Raw genomic sequence first — 20586 nt, 5'->3', positions numbered from 1 at the left:
ACCCCGAGTCCGCGGGAGACACGGCGACAACATCATCGACAACGGCGTCATCCACAACGGTGTCATCCACAACGGCGGGACTGCCCATCGCGCGGGTGCTCCCGCTGTTGTCGCCTGCCCACCTCGACCGGGATTTCGACTACCTGGTCCCGCCCGAACTCGATGCCATCGCGCAACCCGGTGTCCGCGTCCGCGTTCGTTTCGCGGGCAGGCTCGTCGACGGATACCTGCTGCGGCGGCTCGCGCACACCGAGCACACCGGGAAGATGAGGAAACTCGAGCGCGTCGTCTCCGCGGAACGGGTACTCACCCCGGAGATCCTGGAACTCGCCACCGCCGTGGCGCACCGCTACGCGGGCACCCGTGCCGATGTGCTGCGACTGGCCGTTCCGCCCAGGCACGCCCGCACCGAAAACGGTGGCAGCGTGAAGAAGCCCGCCGACGGCGACGCCGAGGAACCCGGGCACACCGAGGAAGCCGGGCACACCGAGGAAGCCGGGCACACCGAGGAAGCCGGGCACACCGAGGGCGTGAAGACGGCGGCGAGCGCCGACACCCCGGAAGTCGAGAACCTCGCCCGCGTCACGGTATTCGATACCGGGCCGTGGGGGCGCTATATGCACGGGCAGGCGTTTCTGGCGGCTCTCGGGCAGGGTAAAGGGGTGCGGGCGGCGTGGCAGGCCCTGCCGGGGGAGGACTGGGCCCGGCGGTTGGCGGAGTTGGCGGCGACGGCCGTCGGCGCGGGACGCAGTGCGATCCTGCTGGTGCCCGATCAGCGCGATCTCGATCGAGTGCTCACGGAATGTGTTCGACTGGTGGGGGATTCGGCGGTCGGCTTATCCGCGGGGCTGGGGCCCGCGGCACGGTACCGGCGCTGGTTGGCGGTCCTGCGGGGGACCGCGCACGTGGTCGTCGGGACGCGCGCGGCGGTTTTCGCGCCCGCGGCGGATCTGGGGTTGATCGCCGTGTGGGACGACGGGGACGACACCTACGCCGAGCCGCGCGCCCCCTATCCGCACGCTCGTGAGGTCGCGATGTTGCGCGCGCACGAGAGCGGCGCGGCCTTCGTCGCCGCCGGATTCGCGCGGACCGCGGAGACCCAGGCGGTGGTCGACTCCGGCTGGGCGCACGATCTGGTCGCCGAGCGCGCGATACTGCGCAAGCACGCACCGCGGATCAGCGCGCCGGGCGATACCGATGTCGCGCTCGAACGCGATCCGATCGCCCGCGCCGTCCGCATTCCCGGCGTCGCGTTCGCGGCCGCGAGGGCGGCGCTGAAGGAAGGCGCCGCGGTGCTCGTCCAGGTGCCGCGGCGGGGCTATGTGCCGTCGCTCGCCTGTACGAAGTGCCGGACACCGGCGCGCTGCAGGCGCTGCAACGGGCCGCTGGGCCTACCGGAAAGCCGTGGCCGCCAAGGTGATCCGAACGACGCGCACAGTCCGAGCTGTCGGTGGTGCGGGATCGCCGAGGCGGCGTTCCGCTGTCCGGTATGCGCGTCGCGTGCGCTGCGCGCGGTGGTGATCGGCGCGGTCCGCACCGCCGAGGAACTCGGGCGCGCGTTCCCCGGTGTTCCCATTCGGGGGTCGAGCGGCGGTGCGCTACTGGACTCCGTGGAACCCGGACCGCAGGTGGTGGTGGCTACGGTCGGCGCCGAGCCTACCGTGCGTGGCGGTTACGGCGTCGCCCTGCTGCTGGACAGTTGGGCGTTACTCGGCCGTGCCGATCTACGTGCCGCCGAGGACGCGTTGCGTCGCTGGATGTCCGCCGCCGCCTTGGTGCGCGCGCACGGTCAGGTGATCGTGATGGCCGACCCGTCCATCCCCACCGTGCAGGCTCTGGTCCGCTGGGATCCCATCGGGCACGCGCGCGCCGAGGTCGACAGCCGCGCCGAAGTCGGTTTCCCGCCCGCGGTCCGCTTGGCCGCCATCGACGGTTCCACCGAGGCGATCGCCGAACTGCTTTCCGCCGCATCGCTGCCCGAGCGCGTGGAAGTGCTCGGGCCCGTCCCGCTCCCGCCCTTCGCCCGCAAACCCTTCGCGGGCGATTCCCCCGCCGAGGTCGAGCGCATGATCCTGCGCGTCGACCGCCGCGACGGCGCCGCCCTCTCGCGCGCTCTCGTCACCGCCCAGGCCATCCGCAGTACGCACCGCACGGACGCGCCGCTGCGCGTTCAGATCGACCCCGTCGACGTCGGCTGATCGGGTCTCGCGACGGTCTGCCGATCGTGCGCGGGTCCGCATTGCGTCGGCGCTACGGTCGCCGCGAAAGCAGATGATCGGTCAGAGTGCGTCGCTGGCCGTGCCGACCGGTTGTCCGGTGAGGAAGGCCGTCATCGCCTCGGCGACCGCGTCCGGCCGGTCGATCATCGACAGGACGTAGGCGTCATCGATTTCGACCAGCCTCGCGTTCGGGATGAGATCGGCCAGCCTGCGGCCGTGCGCACGCGGCATCACCTTGCCCGCCGACGACCACAGGATCAGTGCCTCGCCCGAAAAGTTCTGTAGCGCTTCGGTATCGGCGATGAGGTCGGCTTTGCGGAACCGGGATCTGGTGTAGGTGAGCAGATCGCGGCGGATTCGCTTGTCGCGCAGGCCCGGTTCGGTCCAGCCGTGCACGAGATCGTCAGACAGGGGGTGGCGCGCCATCCAGCCGAACAGCAGCGGTGAGCGGCGCAGCCATCGAATGCGTAACTGGCGCAGCGCCACGACGACCCCGCCGGGGAGATAACTGGCGGCGAGGACGGCGGTCTTACCCGGCAGGCCGGGCGGGAAGTTGTCGAATGCCTCGCAGGGCAGCACGATGAGGCGGCCGACGCGCTCGTCGAGACCGTAGGCGGTGAGGAAGAGCCCGCCGCCCCAATCGGAGTGCACCAGGGTCACGTCGCGCAGGTCGAGAGCGGCGAGAAAGTCGGCGATGAGTTGATTCAATCCGCGCATACTCAGATCCGCGCCGGAGCGCATCGGTTCCGGATGCGCTCCGAGCGGCAGATCCGGCAGCAGATAGCGAAAGCCGTCCGGCAACAGCGAGATGACGGCATCCCACTGCGTGTGATTCATCAGCAGGCCGTGCAGGAGGACGACCGGCGGGCCTTCGCCCCGCTCGACGTAGTGGAGCGGACCGGCCGCGAGTTGGATCGTTGGCATCATGCCTCCATTTCGTGACGTCTCCGTCTCGCGACGCCATCCGTTCGAGCGATTGCTCTAGAGTGCTTGCTCTAGTCTGTAGTGGTGACCGAGCAGATGTCAACAAGTACCCGGGACCGACTCGCCACGGCGACGGCGGAATTGATGCGCAGGCAGGGGTACTCGGCGACGACCGTCAAACAGATCACCGTCGCCGCCCACGCGCCGATGGGCTCGCTGTACCACCACTTCCCGGAGGGAAAACCGCAGCTCGCCGCCCAGGCTCTGCGGGTATCGGGGGCCGCGTACATCCAGCTGCTGCCGCTGCTGATGGATCCCTACGATGATTTGCGCGAGGCTGTCCCCGCCGCGTTCGCCGCGGCTGCCGAACAGATCGAGACCAGCGGCTGGATCAATATGTGCCCGGTCGGTACGGTCGCGGGCGAGATCGCCGACAGTGAGCCCGGTCTGCGCGAGGTCACCGCCGGGATCATCGGTTCCTGGGTCGAGGTGGGTTCGGACTATTTCGTGCGCCGTGGACTCTCCCCGGTCGACGCCCGCGATCTGATCTTCGCCATCCTCTCCGCCCTCGAGGGCGCGTTCGTCCTGTGCCGCGTCCTGCGTTCCGCCGAACCCCTGCACGCCGCGGGCCGCGCCATGGCGACCAGGGTCGAGGCGGTGGTCGCCGCATCGCGTGGCTGATCTCTCAGGCGAAGACGTCGCGATGACGTCGCGCCCATTCGGCATAGGCGACGGGCGCGCGGCCGAGTACCCGCTCCACGTCGGGGCTGATCTGTTGTTCGGCCGCGGTCGGCGTGCCGAGTATGTCGAGCGTGTGCTCGGCGACCGCTTCGGGCATGAACCGCAACATTCCCGCTTTCGCTTGTTCGCGCGTCAGTTCCGCGAACCGCACGTCGGCGCCGATCGCCGCCCCGATATCCGCGGCCTGTGTGCGCGGCGTGCACAGTTGCGGGCCGGTCAGGGTATAGACGCGCTGGTCGTGGCCGTCTTCACGTAACGCGGTCGCGGCGACTTCGGCGATATCGGCGGGGTCGATCGTCGGGAGTCCGATCTCGGCGTACGGCGCGGCGACGGCGCGTTCGGCGCGGATCGACTCGCTCCACGCCCAGGTATTGCTGAAGAACCCGCTCGGCCGCAGCAATGTCCATTCCAGTCCGGATTCCCGGATGGCCCGCTCGAAGGCGGCGCTGCGCGCGTAGCCCGCCGACTCGGCGCGCGTCGCCACACCCTGCGACGACAGGAAGACCACCCGACGCACACCGCCGGTTTTCGCGACTTCCAGGATGCGCTCGGGTGTGGGCCCCGCCATCAATTGCTCGCCGGTGATGAGCAGGAACAGCGCGTCCGCGCCGTCGAGTGCGGGGGAGAGGCTGTCCGGATCACCGAGATCGGCGACGACATGCCGCACCCCTTCGGGGAGTGCGATCTCGGTGGCGCCCCGGGAAACCGCCGTCACCCGCTCACCCGCCCCGGCGAGGAGGCGCACGAGAGTTCCGCCGACATTTCCGGTTGCTCCGGTGACCACGATCATCGTATCCGTCCTTCTTGGTTAGTTGACTGACTAAATCGAATCTAGCCGAGCGTCTCCCGAGTGTCTAGAGTGAGTTGTGTGACTAACTCAGTCGAATCCAAGCCGGGTAAGCGCGACAGACTCATCGAGGCGGCCGTCCGGGCTTTCTATGAACAGGGCGTCGAGAAGACCACGATCGCCGATATCGCGAGGATCGCCGAGGTGCCCGTCGGAAATGTGTACTACTACTTCAAGACCAAAGATCAGCTGATCGAGGCCGCCATCGGCGCGCACGCGCGCACGCTGGATCGGCTCATTGCCGAACTCGACCGGATCGATGAGCCTCGGGAGCGGCTGAAAGCCCTCGTTCAGGGCTGGGTCGATGAACGCGAACTCGCCGTTCGATTCGGCTGTCCGTTCGGATCGCTCACCGCGGAACTGCATAAGCGCGCCGATCCGCTCGACGGCAGCGCGGCCGAGGTGATGCGGGTGCTCGTCGACTGGGCCGAACGCCAGTTCGCCGCGATCGGCCGTCCCGACGCGCGTGACCTCGCGGTCGCCCTGATCGCCTCGTATCAGGGAATATCCCTGCTCACCAATACCTTTCGCGATCCGGACCTGATGTCGGCGGAGGGGGACCGGCTGCGGCGCTGGATCGATGCGATGTAGATCCGCGTCTCCGCGATCGCCGGGGCATTCTCGAACGGCTCTTGCGCTCGATGCATTGCCGATATATCGTCGATAGCATGAACAGAATGCGAGAGCCCGAGGAGGCCGAGATGGATAACATCGAGAATCGAAATTTCGGACGGCGAGCACGCCGTCACCACCGCGCCGACATCGAATTCGGACCGGAGCACCGCAGGCATCGTCACGGCCCCCGGCCCGGCTTCGGGCCCGGCTTCGGCCCTGGTTTCGGGCCTGGCTTCGGCCCTGGGGCCCAGTTCGGTCGCGGTCGCGGCCGTGGTGGCCGCGGCAGGCGCGGTGATGTCCGTGCGGCCGTACTGCTACTGCTCACCGAACGTCCGATGCACGGATACGAGCTGATCCAGCAGATCCGCGACCGCAGCGACGATATCTGGCGCCCGAGCCCGGGGTCGATCTATCCCGCTCTCGCGCAACTCGAGGACGAAGGTCTTGTCCTCATCGAGAAGGTCGCCGGTCGTAAGACCGCGAAGCTGACCGAGACCGGCGCCGAATACGTCACCGAGCATCGCGAGGAACTGGGTGACCCGTGGGCGGATGTCAAGACCGATGTGGGCGAACAGGCCATCGACCTGCGCGGACTCGTCGGTCAGCTGATGGGTGCGGTGGGGCAGGTCGCCGCGGCGGGCACCCCCGAGCAGGCGGCGAAAGCGGCCGAGGTGCTGACCGAGGCGCGTCGCGCTCTCTATCGGATCCTCGCCGATGACGATGCTACGCAAAAGTAACATTCCAAACCTGCCCTGAGCCTATGCCTTTCGCGTCGATGCGGTCCATGATTGTGAGATGGAACAACCGAATGGTGTGTTGGGCTGGGGGATTGCACAGTGGGGCAGGTCGATGCTCGTCCTCGTCCTGGCCGGAGCCGTATTGCTCGGCTCCGGCGCGACGCCCGCGAGAGCGCACCCCGGCACGGACGTCTACCGGCCCGCCGACGTGCCGACCGAGAACGGCCCGTCGCAGCCGGATCACCTCGCTGCCGCCCTGTACCAGAAGTATCACCGGAGCCCGGGGGTGGTTCCCGCCGGTGCCAACGACTTCGACTGCGTACCCGATGCCGGGTATCCGCGGCCGGTTGTGCTCGCGCACGGCACCGATTCCAGCGCCTACTCCGACTGGTCGGCCATCGGCACACAACTCATCGATGCCGGAATATGCGTGTTCGCACTGAATTACGGCGGCGCGCCCGGTGCGCAGACCTACGGGACCGAGGATATGCGGGTCAGTGCGTGGCAGGTCGGGGATTTCGTCGATCATGTGCTCGACTCGACCGGAGCCGATCAGGTCGATCTGGTCGGATTCTCCCAGGGCGCCAATGTGACTCGGTACTACATGAACAAACTCGGCGGCGCGCCGAAAGTGCGGCAATGGGTCGGCCTCGCTTCGCCCACCTACGGCGGTGTGCTGTACGGGCTGACGCCCATCGCGCAGATGATCCCCGGTGCGTTGGACGCCTTCGCGCGAGTCACCTCGCCCGCGGTGGTGCAGCAGGCCCAAGGTTCACCGTTCATGCTCGAACTCAACGCGGGCGGCGACACCGTGCCGGGGCCGCGGTATGTGACCGTCGGCAGCCGGGTCGACGAGATGATCCAGCCGTTCGGCAATATCGCCCTGCGCGGGCAGGGCGCGGAGAACATCGTGCTACAGGATCTGTGCCCGGAGAATCTGACGGGCCATTTCCATATGGTCTACGACCCGTTCGTGCAGGAACTGCTGCTCGGCATCCTCGACCCGGCGCGCGCCGCCGAACCCACCTGTCGTCCGGTGGCGCTGGGTACCGAGATTCCCGAGGTCATCATCGCGGGCCATTCCTGAACGTTCCCGGCGTCGGTGCGGGTCTCAGCAGGCCACGGGCGCCGGCTCACCGCGGAAACGCGCTTCGAGGAAATCCCACGCGCCGGGGAAGCCGGCCACCGCCGTGGTCATATGTTCGGAGATGTCGTAGGGAACGAAGGTCAGGCGCGCGCCCGCCGCGCAGTAGCGCGAGGCCACCTCGGCGGTGTACTGGAACGGTGTCAGTTCGTCGTAGATACCCTGCCAGAAATACAGTGGCGCGGTGGGCACGTCGGGGAACAGTCGTAAACTGTTCTCTCGCAATACGGCTCGCGCATCCGGGCTGTCCATCAGACTCTTTGTCCTCGCCATCTGCTCGGCATTGCGCAGGGCTCCGGTGGCCAGGATGAATCGACGGCATTCATCGTGGGTGAATTCGCGGAACCACAGTCCCGTCTCGTTGAGCTGGGCCGAGATCGGCAGCCGGTTCGGATACTCCCGCTCCAGACCCATCGCCGCGGCGAAGGCCAGGCCGAAGCCGGGGTGCGGTCCGAAACCGATGCCGAGCGCCATCTGCTCGACATCCGCGGGGATGCCGCCCGCCGCCACACCCGCCAGCCGCAGGTCGGGTGCGTAGCCGGGTTGCAGGGCGGCGGCCCACGCGCTCGCCATGGCCCCGCCGGAATAACCCGCCAGGGCGACGGGCGAATCGGCGAGGCCGAGCCCGGTCGCCCGCTTCAGCGCCTTGACGCTGTCGAGGGTGACCATGCCGCTCAGTCGCGCCGCACCGTAGGCGACCGTCGGGCCGAGGTAATCGGGCAGCGCGATCGCCCAGCCGCGCCCGAGCGGTAACACCGCGCCGAGCGCGTCGAGGGTCTCCTCGTTGAACAGGGAGTAGGACGGGTTGCATTTCGTGCCGAGGGAATTGATCAGCGCCTGGTAGGAGACCAGCGGCGGATTCACGGCGCCGGCCGGGATCAGCACCGTCGTCATGCCCATGATGGGATTTCCCGCCGAATTCGTCGATCGGAACGCGACATTCCAGTAGTTGACACCCTGGAACGGCCCGGTATCGACCTTGCGCATCCGGACCACGTCGCCCGGTTCGAGCGACCCGAGATCGTCCGGTGCCTGGAAGAAAGGATCCGGGTTCGGCGTCGGATACATGGGCTCGCTCGCCGCGGTCGAGTGGGTGGACATGCCGATGCCGACGAAACAGATCGCGGCGATCAGCGCCCTGAACCAGGTACTGGACATGGAGGTCGATCCTTCGGTGTGAGGTCGTGCGACGGCCAGGTCAGCAGTTGCTCGGGGCGGATTCGCCGCGGAAACGGGCGTCGAGCCAATTCACCGCGGACGGGAACCCGAGCACCGCGGTGGCGAGATGATCCGGACTCGGATACAGCTCGGACCAGAGCCGGACGCCGGCGTCGCAGTAGCGGCGATTGGTCCTGTCGACGGAGTCGACCGGGATCAGCGGGTCGATCGGGGTGTGCCATTCGAAAACCGGCACGGTCGGCGTTTCCGCGAAGAGTTCCAGACTGTTCTCCCCGCTGACCTCCCAGACGCGCTGGTCATCGATCAGCGATGTGCTGGAGGCCAGCGCGCGGGCGCTCTGCATGGCACCCAGTGCGATGAGTTCGTACGTGCAGGCATTGGCCATCGCCTCCCGGATCGCCCTGCCCTGGGTGTTGAGCTGATCGCTGATCGGCAGCCGGTCGGGGTACTCGCGTTCCAGCCCGAGCGCGGCCCCCATCGCCAAACCGAACATCGGGTGGGGTTCCAGCCCGAGCCCGCGGGCCATGAGGTTGATATTCGTCGGGACGCCACCGGCCGCCGCGCCGACCAGTCGCAGTTCCGGGGCGTATCGCGGTGCGAGCGCGGCAGCCCACGCGGTCGCCATGCCGCCACCCGAATACCCGAGCATCGCGGCGGGACTGTCGGCGAGACCGAGCTGGCGGACCCGTTGTGCCGCACGGATTCCGTCCAGGGTGATCTGCCCGCCCAGCCGGGCCGCGCCGTAGGCGGCGTTGGGTCCGAGGTGGTCGGGCAGCGCGATACTCCAGCCGCGCAGCAGCATGGTGTTGAGCAGCGGAACGGCGCGGTAGAGCAGGTTCGGGTCGTAGTCGTAGAGCCCGTGGAAAACCGAGCACTGGGTGCCGAGGCCGTTGATGATGTGCTGATACGACAGCAGCGGTGCGCCCGGCTTCTGATCCGCGGGGGTGAGCACCGTTGTCGTCGCGGCGATCGGATTGCCCTGGGAGTTCATCGAGCGGAATTTGATCAGCGTGACCGTCGCGGTGGGGAAGTACGGCAGCGGCGGCTCAGCCCGCACGTCGAGCACATCACCGGGGGCCGCGTCGGCGAGCCCGGCCGGGGCGGCGAAGAAGGGATCGGGGTCCGGATTCGGGTAGATGGGCTCGGCGACGGCCCGGCCCTGGCAGGTCAGTCCTGCCGATACGCCGATCATCAAGGCGCAGATCAGGATTCGGGTTCTAGTGAGCTTCATGAACGGTTCCTGTCGCAGTAGGTGCGATCGGGTAGCTGATGCCGGTAGCCCGCTCGGATTCCTCCCACAACCGTTGCCGCAGCGCGTGATCGCGGGACAGCGAACTCGACGGGGTGGCGGCGACCGGGCCGCGGGTGTGTAGTAATCGGGTCGGCCCCCAGTAGGTCGCGGGGTCGGCGTCCCGGTCGGTGGCCGCGAACAGCAGGGAGCGCGCGGCCGACGCCCTGGACTGACCGACCAGCCCGATGAAGGGTTCGGCGACCAGATCCAGCGGTGTCCCGGTGCGGGCGACCAGACCGGTGGGAGCGACTCCCGGATGCACCGCGTAGGACCGCGTGGGCGACCCCGCGCGGTCCAGTCGGTGCTGTAGCTCCCTGGCGAACATGAGCGTCGCGAGTTTGGACTGCGCGTAGGCGCCCGATCTGGAATATCGGCGGCGTTCGAACTGCAAATCGTCGATGTACAGGGCGCGAATCCATTTGTGGGAAATGCTGGAGACCGAAACCACCCGGTCGGCGATGCGGTCCAGCAGTAGGCCGGTCAGCGCGAAATGTCCCAGATGGTTGACGCCGAACTGCATTTCGAAACCATCCGCGGTCCGTGCGAATGGGATGTTCATCAAACCGGCATTGTTGATCAGGACGTCGAGTTCGCCGAGCCGGTCGGCGAATTGACGAACGGATTCGAGATCGGCGAGGTCGAGCCGTTCGACGACGATGTCGCCGTCGGTATTCTGCGCGAATGCCCGCGCCCGATCGAGGTCGCGGCAGGCCATCACCACCGTCGCCCCTCGCGCGGCGAGAGTCGACGTGACGACCTGACCGAGTCCGCCGTAAGCCCCGGTCACGACGAAGGTGCGGCCCTGCTGGTCCGGTATCAGGTCGGGGGTCCACGTCATGGGGGCAGACACTATGACAGTGGCGGAAACCCGAGCAATGGTTGCTGGGAAAGACCCAGTGGCGCAACACCCGCCATTGTTCAGTTTCCCAAATACCCTGATTGCGAATGCGATTCGACACCTCGTGTCCTAGCCTGACGCACAGCGACGTGGCAGCTTTCGCTGTGCGGTCGCCACCTATGTCCGATACCTGAGTCGCATCGAAGGTGATATGCCGGCGCCGACCGGCCGGTGCGACGCGATGGGCCCGGCTTTTCGAATTCTGCCGCCGTCGTGTCTGGTTCCACGGTAATGACGCGTGTCTTTACCGCTGATGCAGGAGATGTTTGCCCATGGCGAATGAGAACGAGCTTCGCGCGTATATGAAGAAGGCGATCAAGGAACTGCAGACCACGCGTGGGCGGTTGGCGGATCTGGAGTCGCGGGCGCACGAGCCGATCGCGATCGTCGGGATGGCATGTCGCTATCCGGGCGGAATCGAATCACCGGAACAGCTGTGGCAGGCGGTGGCGAACGGAATCGACCTGGTCTCGGAGTGGCCGCAGGATCGCGGCTGGGATACCGACGGGCTGTTCGACGCCGAGCCGGGTACCGAGGGTAAGACCTATGTCCGGTCCGGGGGCTTCCTGCACGGGGCGACCGAATTCGATCCAGGCTTCTTCGGCATCGGACCGCGTGAGGCGCTGGCCATGGACCCGCAGCAGCGCCTGGTGCTGGAGACCGGCTGGGAGGCGTTCGAACGGGCGGGTATCGACCCGACGACGGTGCGCGGCAGCGACACCGGCGTTTTCGTCGGCATGATGACCGACGCCCAGACGCCGCCCGCGCACACCATGCGGAGCAGAGATCGCAACGGCGTTCTCCCGTTCCTGATGACCGGTCAGGCCGCCAGTATCGCCTCCGGCCGCATCGCCTACACCCTCGGACTCGAGGGCCCCGCCGTCACCATCGACACCGCCTGCTCGTCCTCGCTGGTCGCGGTGCACCAGGCGGCGCGTTCGCTGCGCGTCGGGGAATGTTCGCTCGCGCTCGCGGGCGGGGTGACGGTGATGGCGACGCCGTCGGCGTTCATCGCCTTCTCCGCGCAACGCGCGCTCGCGGGCGACGGCCGGTGCAAGTCCTTCGCCGCCGCCGCCGACGGGACGGCGTGGGGCGAGGGCGTGGGAATGCTTCTGCTGGAGCGCCTTTCGGACGCTCAGCGACTCGGGCATACGGTGCTCGGAGTGGTGCGGGGTAGCGCGGTGAATTCCGACGGCGCCTCGAACGGACTCACCGCGCCGAACGGGTTGTCCCAGCAACGGGTGATCAGAACGGCACTGGCCGACGCCGGACTGGATTCGCGCGATGTGGATGTCGTCGAGGCACACGGCACGGGGACGACGCTCGGCGATCCGATCGAAGCGCAGGCGCTGCTGGCGACCTATGGCAGGCAACGCGGTGATCGTGATCCGCTCCTGCTCGGATCGATCAAATCCAATATGGGCCATACCCAGGCGGCGGCGGGCGTCGGCGGCCTGATCAAAATGGTGATGGCCATGCGCCACGATCTGGTGCCCCCGACGCTGCACGTCGACGAACCCTCACCGCATGTCGACTGGACCGCAGGCGAGGTTCGCCTTGTCACCGAGCCGACGCCGTGGCCGCGTTCGGATCGGTCGAGGCGGGCGGCGATCTCGTCGTTCGGGATCAGCGGAACCAATGCGCACGTGATCGTGGAGGAGGCTCCGGCCGAATCGCTCGCCGCGCCCGCGCCCGCAGCCGTAGCCGCACCCGTAGCAGCAGCCGCCGCCGATCTTCCGGTGACGCCGTGGGTGGTGACCGCGAAGACCGAGGCGGCGCTGTCCGCGCAGGCATCGCGGCTCGCGGACTTCCTCGCGACGAGCGACGCCGCGCCCGCCGATATCGGCTACACCCTGGTCGGAGCGCGCGCGCGATTCGAGCATGCCGCCGTCGTCATCGGCGGCGACCGCGCCGAGCTGCTCGCGGGCCTGCGGTCGCTGGCCGATGACACTCCCACCCCGGCCGTGGTGCGCGGCGCGGCGGGCGGTCCGGCGCCGGTGGCGGTGATGTTCCCCGGCCAGGGGGCGCAACGCGTCGGGATGGGCCGCGACCTCTATGAGCGCTACCCCGCCTATCGCGCCGCGTTCGACGAGGTGTGCGCCGCCTTCGACGCGCACCTCGACACGCCGCTGCGGGAATTGGTTTTCGGAACGGGCGGAGCGGAATCAGCCGAGCTGCTCGACCGCACCGAATACACCCAGCCCGCGCTGTTCGCGACCGAAGTGGCCGTGTACCGGCTGGCCGAATCATGGGTTCTGCGGCCGGATTTCGTCATGGGACATTCCATCGGCGAGATCGCCGCCGCCTATATCAGCGGGGTGTGGTCACTGGCCGACGCCGCCACTCTGGTCGCCGCGCGCGGGCGGCTCATGCAGTCGTTGCCCGCGGGCGGCGCGATGATCTCGGTGGCCGCGGGCGCGGACACGATCGCCGGACTGCTCGATGAATTCGGTGACTCGCTCGGCGTCGCGGCGGTCAACGGACCACGTGCCACGGTGTTGTCCGGTGAGGAGCCCGCCATCACCGCGGTGGCGGGCAAACTGGAGGCCGACGGCATCACGGTGAGCAGGTTGCGGGTCAGCCACGCGTTCCATTCCCCGATGATGGATCCCATTCTGGACGAGTTCGCCGCGGTGTGCGCGAATCTGACCTACCGGGACGCGGTGATCCCGGTGGTCTCGGCGCTCACCGGACGGATCGCCGAACCGGCCGAACTGAGCTCCCCGGACTACTGGGTGCGGCACCTGCGCGAGCCGGTGCGATACCTGGATGCGCTGCGCTGGGCGCACGATACCGGCGAGGCCACCTGTTTCGTCGAGGCGGGCCCGGGAACGGCGTTGTCCGGGATGGTGCTCGGCGGTGTTGCCGAGGATCGGGCCGACGCCCTCACCGTCGCGCCGCTGCAACGGCCGGGTTCGGCGGGCGAGATCGCCTTCGTCCACGGGCTCGCCACCGCCTACACCGGGGGCGCGCCGGTACGGTGGGCGGCTGCTTTCGCCGAATGCGGTGCGCGGCAGGTGGATCTGCCGACCTACGCGTTCCAGCGGACCCGATTCTGGCTCGACGCCTCCTCGGGCGGCGATATGCGCGAGGCCGGTCTCGGCGCGACCGACCATCCACTGCTCGGTGCGGCGATCAGCCGAGCCGACGACGGTGGTCTGCTGCTGACCGGACGCCTGTCGCTGCGGACGCACCCCTGGCTGGCCGGGCATCGGATCGGCGGCGCGGCGCTGCTGCCGGGGACCGCCTTCGTCGAATTGGCTTGCCACGCGGGCGAACTCGTGCAGACACCGGAAATCGGCGAACTCGTGCTCGAGGCGCCGCTGATCGTGCCGGAGAGCACGGCGGTCGAGGTACAGGTCGTCGTCGGCGCGGCGGGCGCGGACGGCGCGCGGACGGTGGCGGTGTACTCACGGCCGCAGGGCACGCGGCAGCACGTGGCCGAGGGCCGGTGGCTGTGCCATGCGAGCGGCACGTTGACCCCGGCGTCCACCGAACGCCGTGGCAGCGGTGACCTGAGCACGTGGCCGCCCGCGAACGCGGTGGCACTGCCCGCGAACGACCCCTACGACGGTATGGCCGCCGCCGGATACAGCTACGGTCCGGAATTCCAGGGACTCGGTCCGGTGTGGCGACGCGGCGAGGTGGTGTTCGCCGAGGTCGCGTTGCCCGAGCCGATCCGCGGCGATGCCGACCGTTTCGGCATCCATCCGGCGCTGCTCGACGCCGCGCTGCACGCGATGATCCTCGCCGGGACCGTCGGCGTCTCGGACAGCGGCAGTATCCGCCTGCCGTTCGCGTGGGAGGGTGTCTCGTTGCGCGCGGTCGGCGCCGCCGCGCTGCGGGTGCGCGTCGAACCGCGGGGCAAGGACCGCGTCGCGCTGGAACTGGCCGACACCACGGGCGGGACGGTCGCGACGGTGGACGCGCTCGTGATGCGGGAGATCCCGCTCTCGGCGCTGGGCGCAGGTGCCCCGGTCGCCGACGACGCGCTGTTCGAGACGACCTGGGTTCCGGTGCCCCACGGTGACGGCGGCACCGACGGCACCGACGGCACCGACGGCATCTGGTCCGGCGAGGAATCGGCGGACTCGATCCAGCGATACACGCGGGCGGGCAACCACTTCCGGGTGATACGCCTGTTCGCCGACCCGTCACATCCGCCCGGTGACGACCTGCCCGAGGAAACCGGCCGCAGGCTCGCGAGCCTGCTGTCGCGGATCCAGCATCTGCTCACCGACGATGACGACCACGCCGCACTGATCGCGATCACCAGCGGCGCGGTGGCGGTGCACGGCGCCGAGGACGTCACCGATCTCACCGGGGGCGCCGCCTGGGGTCTGCTGCGCAGCGCGCAGACCGAGAATCCCGGCCGCGTCCTCGTCCTCGACATCGATGACCCCGAGAATTATCGGTCGGCCGTCGCGCTGGCCGCCGACTCCTTCGACGAGGGCCAGCTCGCCCTGCGCCACGGCGAACTGTTCGCCCCGCGACTGACCCGCGCGGGGGCCGATACGGTCGGCAACGCCGCCCTCATCGATTCGCCCTCCTGGCAGCTGGTCACGCGCGGGCGTGGCACTCTCGACGGGGACAATATGATCCTGTCCGAGATACCGGACACGGCGGCGCTGGAGCCGGGCCAGGTGCGTATCGCGGTGCGGGCGACGGGCATCAATTTCCGCGACGTGCTCATCGTGCTCGGGATGTATCCGATTCCCGACACGCCGGTCGGCGGTGAGGGTTCCGGCGTCGTCGTCGAGGTGGCGCCCGACGTCACCGCCCTCGCGCCCGGCGACCGGGTGATGGGCATCTTCACCGGTGTCGGCGCGACCGTGGTGTCCGACCACAGGACGTTGATCCGCATTCCACGGGGCTGGTCCTTCGAACAGGCGGCGGCGACGCCGATCGTCTTCGCCACCGCCTACTACTCGCTGGTGGATCTCGCGCGCGCACAGCCGGGTGAAACGCTGCTCATACACGCCGCCACCGGCGGGGTCGGCATGGCCGCGGTGCAGCTGGCGCGGCATCTCGGACTGGATCTGTACGTGACGGCGAGCACCGGCAAGTGGAAAGTGCTGCGCGACATGGGATTCACCGACGACCGCATCGGTGATACGCGAACCGTCGAATTCGCCGACAAATTCATGGCCGTGACCGGAGGGCGCGGCGTCGATATCGTGCTCGACTCGCTGGCGGGCGACAAAGTGGACGCGTCGCTTGGACTGCTGCCGCGCGGTGGCCGTTTCATCGAGATGGGTCTGACCGATCTGCGCGATCCGCAGACCGTGGCGGCCGACCATCCCGGTGTGCTCTACCGCAACTTCTTGCTGATGGAGGCGGGCCCGCAGCGGCTACAGGAGATCCTGGCCGAACTGGTGCGGCTCTTCGATTCCGGTGTGCTGCGACCGCTTCCGGTGACGGCCTGGGATGCGCGCCGAGCCCCCGCCGCGTTCCGGCAACTCAGCCAGGCCCGCCACATCGGCAAATACGTGCTCACCGTGGCGCAGCCGCTGGACCGATCGGGGACCGTCCTGGTGACCGGCGGCACCGGCGGGCTCGGCGCGTTGATCGCCAGGCACCTGGTCACCGAGTACGGCATCGAGCACCTGCTGCTCGTGGGCAGACGCGGTCGCGCCGCGGACGGCGCCGCCGAACTCGAAGCCGAACTGACCGGATTGGGCGCCGAAGTAGCCGTCGTGGCCTGTGATCTCGGTGATCGGGACGCGGTGGACCGTCTGCTCGCGGGCATCGACGACCGTCATCCGCTGACCGGAATCGTGCACGCCGCCGGCGTCGTGGACGACGCGCTGCTGTCGGACCAGAACGCCGACCGTCTCGGCCGGGTGCTTCGGGCCAAGGCCGACTCGGCCTGGCATCTGCATCGAGCGACCCGCGATATGCCGCTGTCGATGTTCGTCATGTACTCCTCGGTCGCCGGACTTCTCGGATCACCCGGCCAGGCGAATTACGCCGCGGCGAATGCTTTCCTCGACGCACTCGCCCAGCACCGCAGGGCCGGGCGGCTGCCGGCGACCTCGTTGGCCTGGGGGCTGTGGGAACGCGCCACCGGCATTACCGGACATCTGAATGACCGTGACCGGATGCGGATGCGCCGCGACGGGCTCGTCGCGCTGCCCGACGAGGAGGGCGTCGCCCTGTTCGACATCGCCCGCGGCACCGGACATTCGGCGCTGGTGCCCGCACGGCTCGATCTCGACGCGCTCCGATCGCTCGGCGACCCGTCGGAGATGCCGCCGGTGCTGCGCGGACTGCTCCGCGCCCAGCGACGCGCCGCCGACGCGAGCGCCGCGGAGGCAGCCGCCCTGGTAGCCGGTCTGACCGGCCTCGGCCCGGCGGAACAGGAACGCGTGATTCTCGGCGTCATCCGGTCGCATGCCGCCGCGGTGCTCGGACACGAATCACGCGAGGCGGTGCCGCCGGATACCGCGTTCACCGAACTCGGGTTCGATTCGCTCGGCGCGGTCGAATTCCGCAACCGCCTCAAGGCGGCGACCGGGGTGAAACTGCCGACCACCGTCGTCTTCGACTACCCGAATGCCGCCAAACTGGCGCGCTACCTGCGCGAGGAGATCGCACCGGAACACGATCCGGTCGAACATCTCGTCGGCCAGTTGGACACGCTGGCCGCGGGCTGCGCGGAACTCGACCGCGATCAACTCGGCGCGATCGTGGCCAGGCTCGGCGAACTGGCACGGCGCCTCGGCGCGGCGAACGGCGAGGCCGTCGACGATATCGATGACGCCGACGACGACGAACTGTTCGAACTCATCGATCAGGTCCGCCCCGCGAGCCTGGGCTGAGAAGGGGCGGAGGCCGAACGTGGCGAGTGAAGACGAACTGCGCGAATATCTCAAACGCGCGGCACGCACCATCCAGGAGACGAGACAGCGCCTCGACGAGGTCGAGTACCGGTCGCGGGAACCCATCGCCGTCATCGGGATGGCATGCCGCTTCCCCGGCGGTGTCGACTCCCCGCAGCGACTGTGGGAGGCGCTGATCGACGGGCGCGACCTGATCGGCGATATGCCCGACGATCGCGGCTGGGACATCGAGGGGCTCTACGATCCCGACCCCGACAAATTCGCCAAGTCGTATACCCGTCGCGGGGGCTTCCTCGACCGGGCGGGCGCGTTCGACGCGGGATTCTTCGGCATCAGTCCGCTCGAGGCGCGCGCCATGGACCCGCAGCATCGGCTGTTGCTCGAGATCGCGTGGGAGGCCGTCGAACGAGCCCATATCGATCCGTCGACATTGCGCGACGGACCGACCGGCGTTTTCGTCGGACTCAGCGAACAGGGCTACGGATTCGGCTCGGCCCAGCAGTGGGACGGCGCGGAGACCTACTTCTTCACCGGGAACGCCGCGGCCATGGCGGCCGGGCGGATCTCGTACCTGCTCGGGCTGGAAGGTCCTGCGGTCACGCTGGATACGGCGTGTTCGTCGTCGCTGGTCGCGGTGCACCAGGCGGTGCAGTCGCTGCGGCTCGGCGAATGCGCGACCGCGCTGGCGGGCGGCGCGGCGGTGATCGCCACCCCCGCCCCGTTCGCGCTGTTCTCCCGGCAGCGGGCATTGGCCCCGGACGGACGGTGCAAATCCTATGCCGCCTCCGCCGACGGCACGGCCTGGGGCGAGGGCGCCGGACTCCTACTGCTGGAACGGCTTTCGGATGCCGAGGCCAACGGTCACCCCGTGCTCGCGGTCATCAGGGGGTCCGCTGTGAACGCCGACGGCGCGTCCAACGGTCTGACCGCACCCAGCGGCATCGCGCAGCGCCGGGTCATCCAGGCCGCGCTGGCGGCCTGCGGCCTGACCGTCGCCGACGTGGACGTTGTGGAAGGGCACGGCACAGGAACGGTTCTCGGCGATCCGGTCGAGGCGCAGGCACTGCTCGCCACCTACGGCCGCGGCCGAGGCGACGGCGCGCCGCTGCTGCTGGGATCGATCAAATCGAATATGGGCCACACCCAGTCGGCCGCCGGTGTGGCCGGGCTCATCAAGGTCATCGAATCCATCAGGCACGCACGGGTTCCGGCGACCCTACACGTGGACGCGCCGACGCCGCACGCGCAATGGGACGACGCCAAGGTGCGGCTGGTGACCGAACCGCTGCCGTGGCCGCCGGTCGACCGTCCGCGTCGGGCGGCGGTGTCGTCGTTCGGGATCAGCGGCACCAATGCCCACGTGATCGTCGAACAGGCGGTCGCCGCTGACCGCGTCACCGTCTCCGAGGCAGGCGAGACCACCCCCACGGCATGGGTGCTCTCGGCGAAATCCGATGCCGCCCTGCGCGAACAGGCCGCCCGGCTGGCGGGCGCGTATGCCGCCGAATCCGACACCGCCCCCGTCGATATCGGATATTCGCTGGTGCGGACCCGCGCGAGTTTCGATCACCGCGCGGTGATCGTCGCGGGCACCGACGGCGCATTGCTGCACGGTCTGGACGCGCTCGCCGCCGGATCGCGCTCGCCCGCGCTGATCCGCGACCGCCGCCGCGGGTCCGGCAAGTCCGCGATGCTGTTGTCCGGGCAGGGCAGCCAGCACGTGGGTATGGGGCAGCAGCTCTACCGAACCTTTCCGGTTTTTCGCGCCGCGTTCGACGAGGTGTGCGAGCTGTTCTCCGCGCATCTCGCGCACCCCCTGCGCGACACGATCTTCCACGCGGGCTCCGAGGATCTGCTCGGCCGCACCGACCACACCCAGCCCGCCCTGTTCGCGATCGAGGTCGCGCTGTTCCGTCTCCTCGAATCCTGGGGAATGACACCGGATTATCTCGTGGGACATTCGATCGGGGAGTTGTCCGCCGCCTATCTCGCGCAGGTGCTGTCACTGTCCGACGCGGTCTCGATGGTCGCGGCGCGCGGGCGGCTCACGCAGAGTCTGCCGCTCGGGGCCATGGCGTCGGTGCGCGCCACCTACGACCAGGTCGCCGCCGGTCTGGCCGATTCCGGCCTCGACCTCGCCATCGCGGCGAGCAACGGTCCCAACGCCACCGTCGTCTCCGGCGCGCCCGCCGCGATCGAGGCGGCCGAGCGATACTGGCGGAACAGGGGTCGCCGGGTGAAACGTCTCGACACCGAACGCGCCTTCCACTCGGCACAGGTGGACGCCATCCTCGACGAATTCGCCCGCGCCATCGCGGATATCCGATTCGGCGAACCGGTCATTCCCATCCTGTCCACGGTCACCGGGGCACTCGCGAGACCGGGTGAACTGTCCTCGCGCGACTACTGGGTGCGCCAACTGCGCGAACCGGTGCGCTTCCACGACTGCCTGCGGCACGCGGCTGCGGCGGGGGTCTCGGTATTCGTCGAAGTCGGTCCCGCCGACATTCTCTCGGCCATGGTCTACGAGACCGTGACCGATCCCGATACCGTCGCGGTCCCCGCGTTGCGCCCCGGCCTCGACGAGCCGACGTCGGTCATCAGAGCCGCCGCCGCCTCCTGGGCGCGCGGCGCGCGGATGGACTGGGTCGCGACCTACGCCGGACACGATGTGCGCACCGTCGACTTGCCGACGTATGCCTTCCAGCGCGAGGTGTACTGGGCGCAGACCGACCGCGCCGTCCTCACCGAACTGATCGGCGCCGAAGGCGCGGAACTCGCCGTCGGCGGGGGCACACCCGCTCGGATCGTCCCGCGCGAACCCGGACCGGCGGCGGGATCGAATGCGTCATCGCGGTTCGATGTGGCCGAAGCTGAACGTTCCGCATTCGCTGTGCGACTGGTGATTTCGGAAATTCGCGCGATTCTGGTCGATCTCGACGCGGACGATATCGACCTCGACGCGACGATCATCGAGATCGGCCTCACCTCGCTGTCGGCCCTGGAGTTGCGCGCCAGGATCAACACCGCCGCCGGGACAGCGATCACCCTCGAAGATCTCTTCCACCATCCGACCCCCCGCGCGCTCGCGCACCTACTGGTCGGCAGGCTCTGGCCCGCCGAACCGGTGGGAGTCGGCGCGCCGTGAT

Annotated in this window: 12 protein-coding genes; 7 read left to right on the top strand and 5 right to left on the bottom strand. The window is 68.8% G+C overall.

The features are described 5' to 3' along the window. The first annotated feature begins 59 nt into the window (after positions 1-59). Positions 60-2198: a primosomal protein N' gene (locus tag ABZS43_RS09770; RefSeq protein WP_355035421.1), complete on the top strand. Its 2139-nt coding sequence runs from the start codon at positions 60-62 to the stop codon at positions 2196-2198. An 81-nt stretch (positions 2199-2279) separates the two neighbouring features. Here the strand turns inward: ABZS43_RS09770 and ABZS43_RS09765 are convergent, their stop codons facing one another. Further along, positions 2280-3143 carry an alpha/beta hydrolase gene (locus ABZS43_RS09765; protein ID WP_355035420.1) on the bottom strand — a complete coding sequence of 288 codons (864 nt, stop codon included), beginning with the start codon at positions 3141-3143 and terminating at the stop codon, positions 2280-2282. 96 nt (positions 3144-3239) lie between these two features. Between ABZS43_RS09765 and ABZS43_RS09760 the strand changes: the two genes are divergently transcribed. Further along, positions 3240-3824 carry a TetR/AcrR family transcriptional regulator gene (locus tag ABZS43_RS09760; protein WP_355035419.1) on the top strand — a complete coding sequence of 195 codons (585 nt, stop codon included), beginning with the start codon at positions 3240-3242 and terminating at the stop codon, positions 3822-3824. 4 nt (positions 3825-3828) lie between these two features. Here the strand turns inward: ABZS43_RS09760 and ABZS43_RS09755 are convergent, their stop codons facing one another. Next, positions 3829-4674 carry an NAD(P)H-binding protein gene (locus ABZS43_RS09755; protein WP_355035418.1) on the bottom strand — a complete coding sequence of 282 codons (846 nt, stop codon included), beginning with the start codon at positions 4672-4674 and terminating at the stop codon, positions 3829-3831. A gap of 78 nt (positions 4675-4752) precedes the next feature. Between ABZS43_RS09755 and ABZS43_RS09750 the strand changes: the two genes are divergently transcribed. From ABZS43_RS09750 to ABZS43_RS09740, 3 genes are all read left to right on the top strand, one after another. After that, positions 4753-5322, top strand: a complete 570-nt coding sequence (locus ABZS43_RS09750; RefSeq protein WP_355035417.1) for a TetR/AcrR family transcriptional regulator — start codon at positions 4753-4755, stop codon at positions 5320-5322. Between the two features lie 110 nt (positions 5323-5432). Then, positions 5433-6083, top strand: coding sequence for a PadR family transcriptional regulator (locus tag ABZS43_RS09745; RefSeq protein ID WP_355035416.1), 651 nt, complete (start codon positions 5433-5435; stop codon positions 6081-6083). A gap of 112 nt (positions 6084-6195) precedes the next feature. Next, a complete protein-coding gene (locus ABZS43_RS09740) occupies positions 6196-7170 on the top strand; it encodes an alpha/beta fold hydrolase (protein WP_355035517.1) in 975 nt (324 codons plus the stop codon). A 24-nt stretch (positions 7171-7194) separates the two neighbouring features. Here ABZS43_RS09740 and ABZS43_RS09735 read toward each other — a convergent pair whose 3' ends face one another. The 3 genes from ABZS43_RS09735 to ABZS43_RS09725 form a co-directional block, all read right to left on the bottom strand. Next, a complete protein-coding gene (locus tag ABZS43_RS09735; protein WP_355035516.1) occupies positions 7195-8328 on the bottom strand; it encodes a lipase family protein in 1134 nt (377 codons plus the stop codon). A gap of 97 nt (positions 8329-8425) precedes the next feature. Further along, positions 8426-9598, bottom strand: coding sequence for a lipase family protein (locus ABZS43_RS09730; RefSeq protein WP_355035515.1), 1173 nt, complete (start codon positions 9596-9598; stop codon positions 8426-8428). Positions 9599-9623: 25 nt separating this feature from the next. Further along, complete coding sequence (locus ABZS43_RS09725; protein WP_355035415.1) at positions 9624-10535, bottom strand: oxidoreductase; 912 nt, start codon at positions 10533-10535, stop codon at positions 9624-9626. A gap of 332 nt (positions 10536-10867) precedes the next feature. Between ABZS43_RS09725 and ABZS43_RS09720 the strand changes: the two genes are divergently transcribed. Both ABZS43_RS09720 and ABZS43_RS09715 read left to right on the top strand, forming a co-directional pair. Then, positions 10868-17416 (top strand): type I polyketide synthase, encoded by a 6549-nt coding sequence (locus tag ABZS43_RS09720; protein WP_355035414.1) that lies wholly within the window; start codon positions 10868-10870, stop codon positions 17414-17416. Between the two features lie 19 nt (positions 17417-17435). Continuing rightward, positions 17436-20585, top strand: coding sequence for a beta-ketoacyl synthase N-terminal-like domain-containing protein (locus tag ABZS43_RS09715; RefSeq protein ID WP_355035413.1), 3150 nt, complete (start codon positions 17436-17438; stop codon positions 20583-20585). The last annotated feature ends 1 nt before the right edge of the window (position 20586 follow it).

The organism is Nocardia sp. NPDC005366 (genome assembly GCF_040606855.1).
In the GTDB taxonomy this organism is placed as follows: domain Bacteria; phylum Actinomycetota; class Actinomycetes; order Mycobacteriales; family Mycobacteriaceae; genus Nocardia.
Note: the sequence above shows the minus strand (reverse complement) of the source record. Positions and strands in the feature narration are given on the sequence as shown.

What these genes read in the sequence shown, in the direction of transcription:
- ABZS43_RS09740 (WP_355035517.1), top strand. Translation starts at nt 6,196, where the DNA reads ATGCTCGTCCTCGTCCTGGCCGGAGCCGTATTGCTCGGCTCCGGCGCG.
- ABZS43_RS09755 (WP_355035418.1), bottom strand. Translation starts at nt 4,674, where the DNA reads ATGATCGTGGTCACCGGAGCAACCGGAAATGTCGGCGGAACTCTCGTG.
- ABZS43_RS09725 (WP_355035415.1), bottom strand. Translation starts at nt 10,535, where the DNA reads ATGACGTGGACCCCCGACCTGATACCGGACCAGCAGGGCCGCACCTTC.
- ABZS43_RS09760 (WP_355035419.1), top strand. Translation starts at nt 3,240, where the DNA reads ATGTCAACAAGTACCCGGGACCGACTCGCCACGGCGACGGCGGAATTG.
- ABZS43_RS09745 (WP_355035416.1), top strand. Translation starts at nt 5,433, where the DNA reads ATGGATAACATCGAGAATCGAAATTTCGGACGGCGAGCACGCCGTCAC.
- ABZS43_RS09730 (WP_355035515.1), bottom strand. Translation starts at nt 9,598, where the DNA reads ATGATCGGCGTATCGGCAGGACTGACCTGCCAGGGCCGGGCCGTCGCC.
- ABZS43_RS09720 (WP_355035414.1), top strand. Translation starts at nt 10,868, where the DNA reads ATGGCGAATGAGAACGAGCTTCGCGCGTATATGAAGAAGGCGATCAAG.
- ABZS43_RS09765 (WP_355035420.1), bottom strand. Translation starts at nt 3,143, where the DNA reads ATGCCAACGATCCAACTCGCGGCCGGTCCGCTCCACTACGTCGAGCGG.
- ABZS43_RS09735 (WP_355035516.1), bottom strand. Translation starts at nt 8,328, where the DNA reads ATGTCCACCCACTCGACCGCGGCGAGCGAGCCCATGTATCCGACGCCG.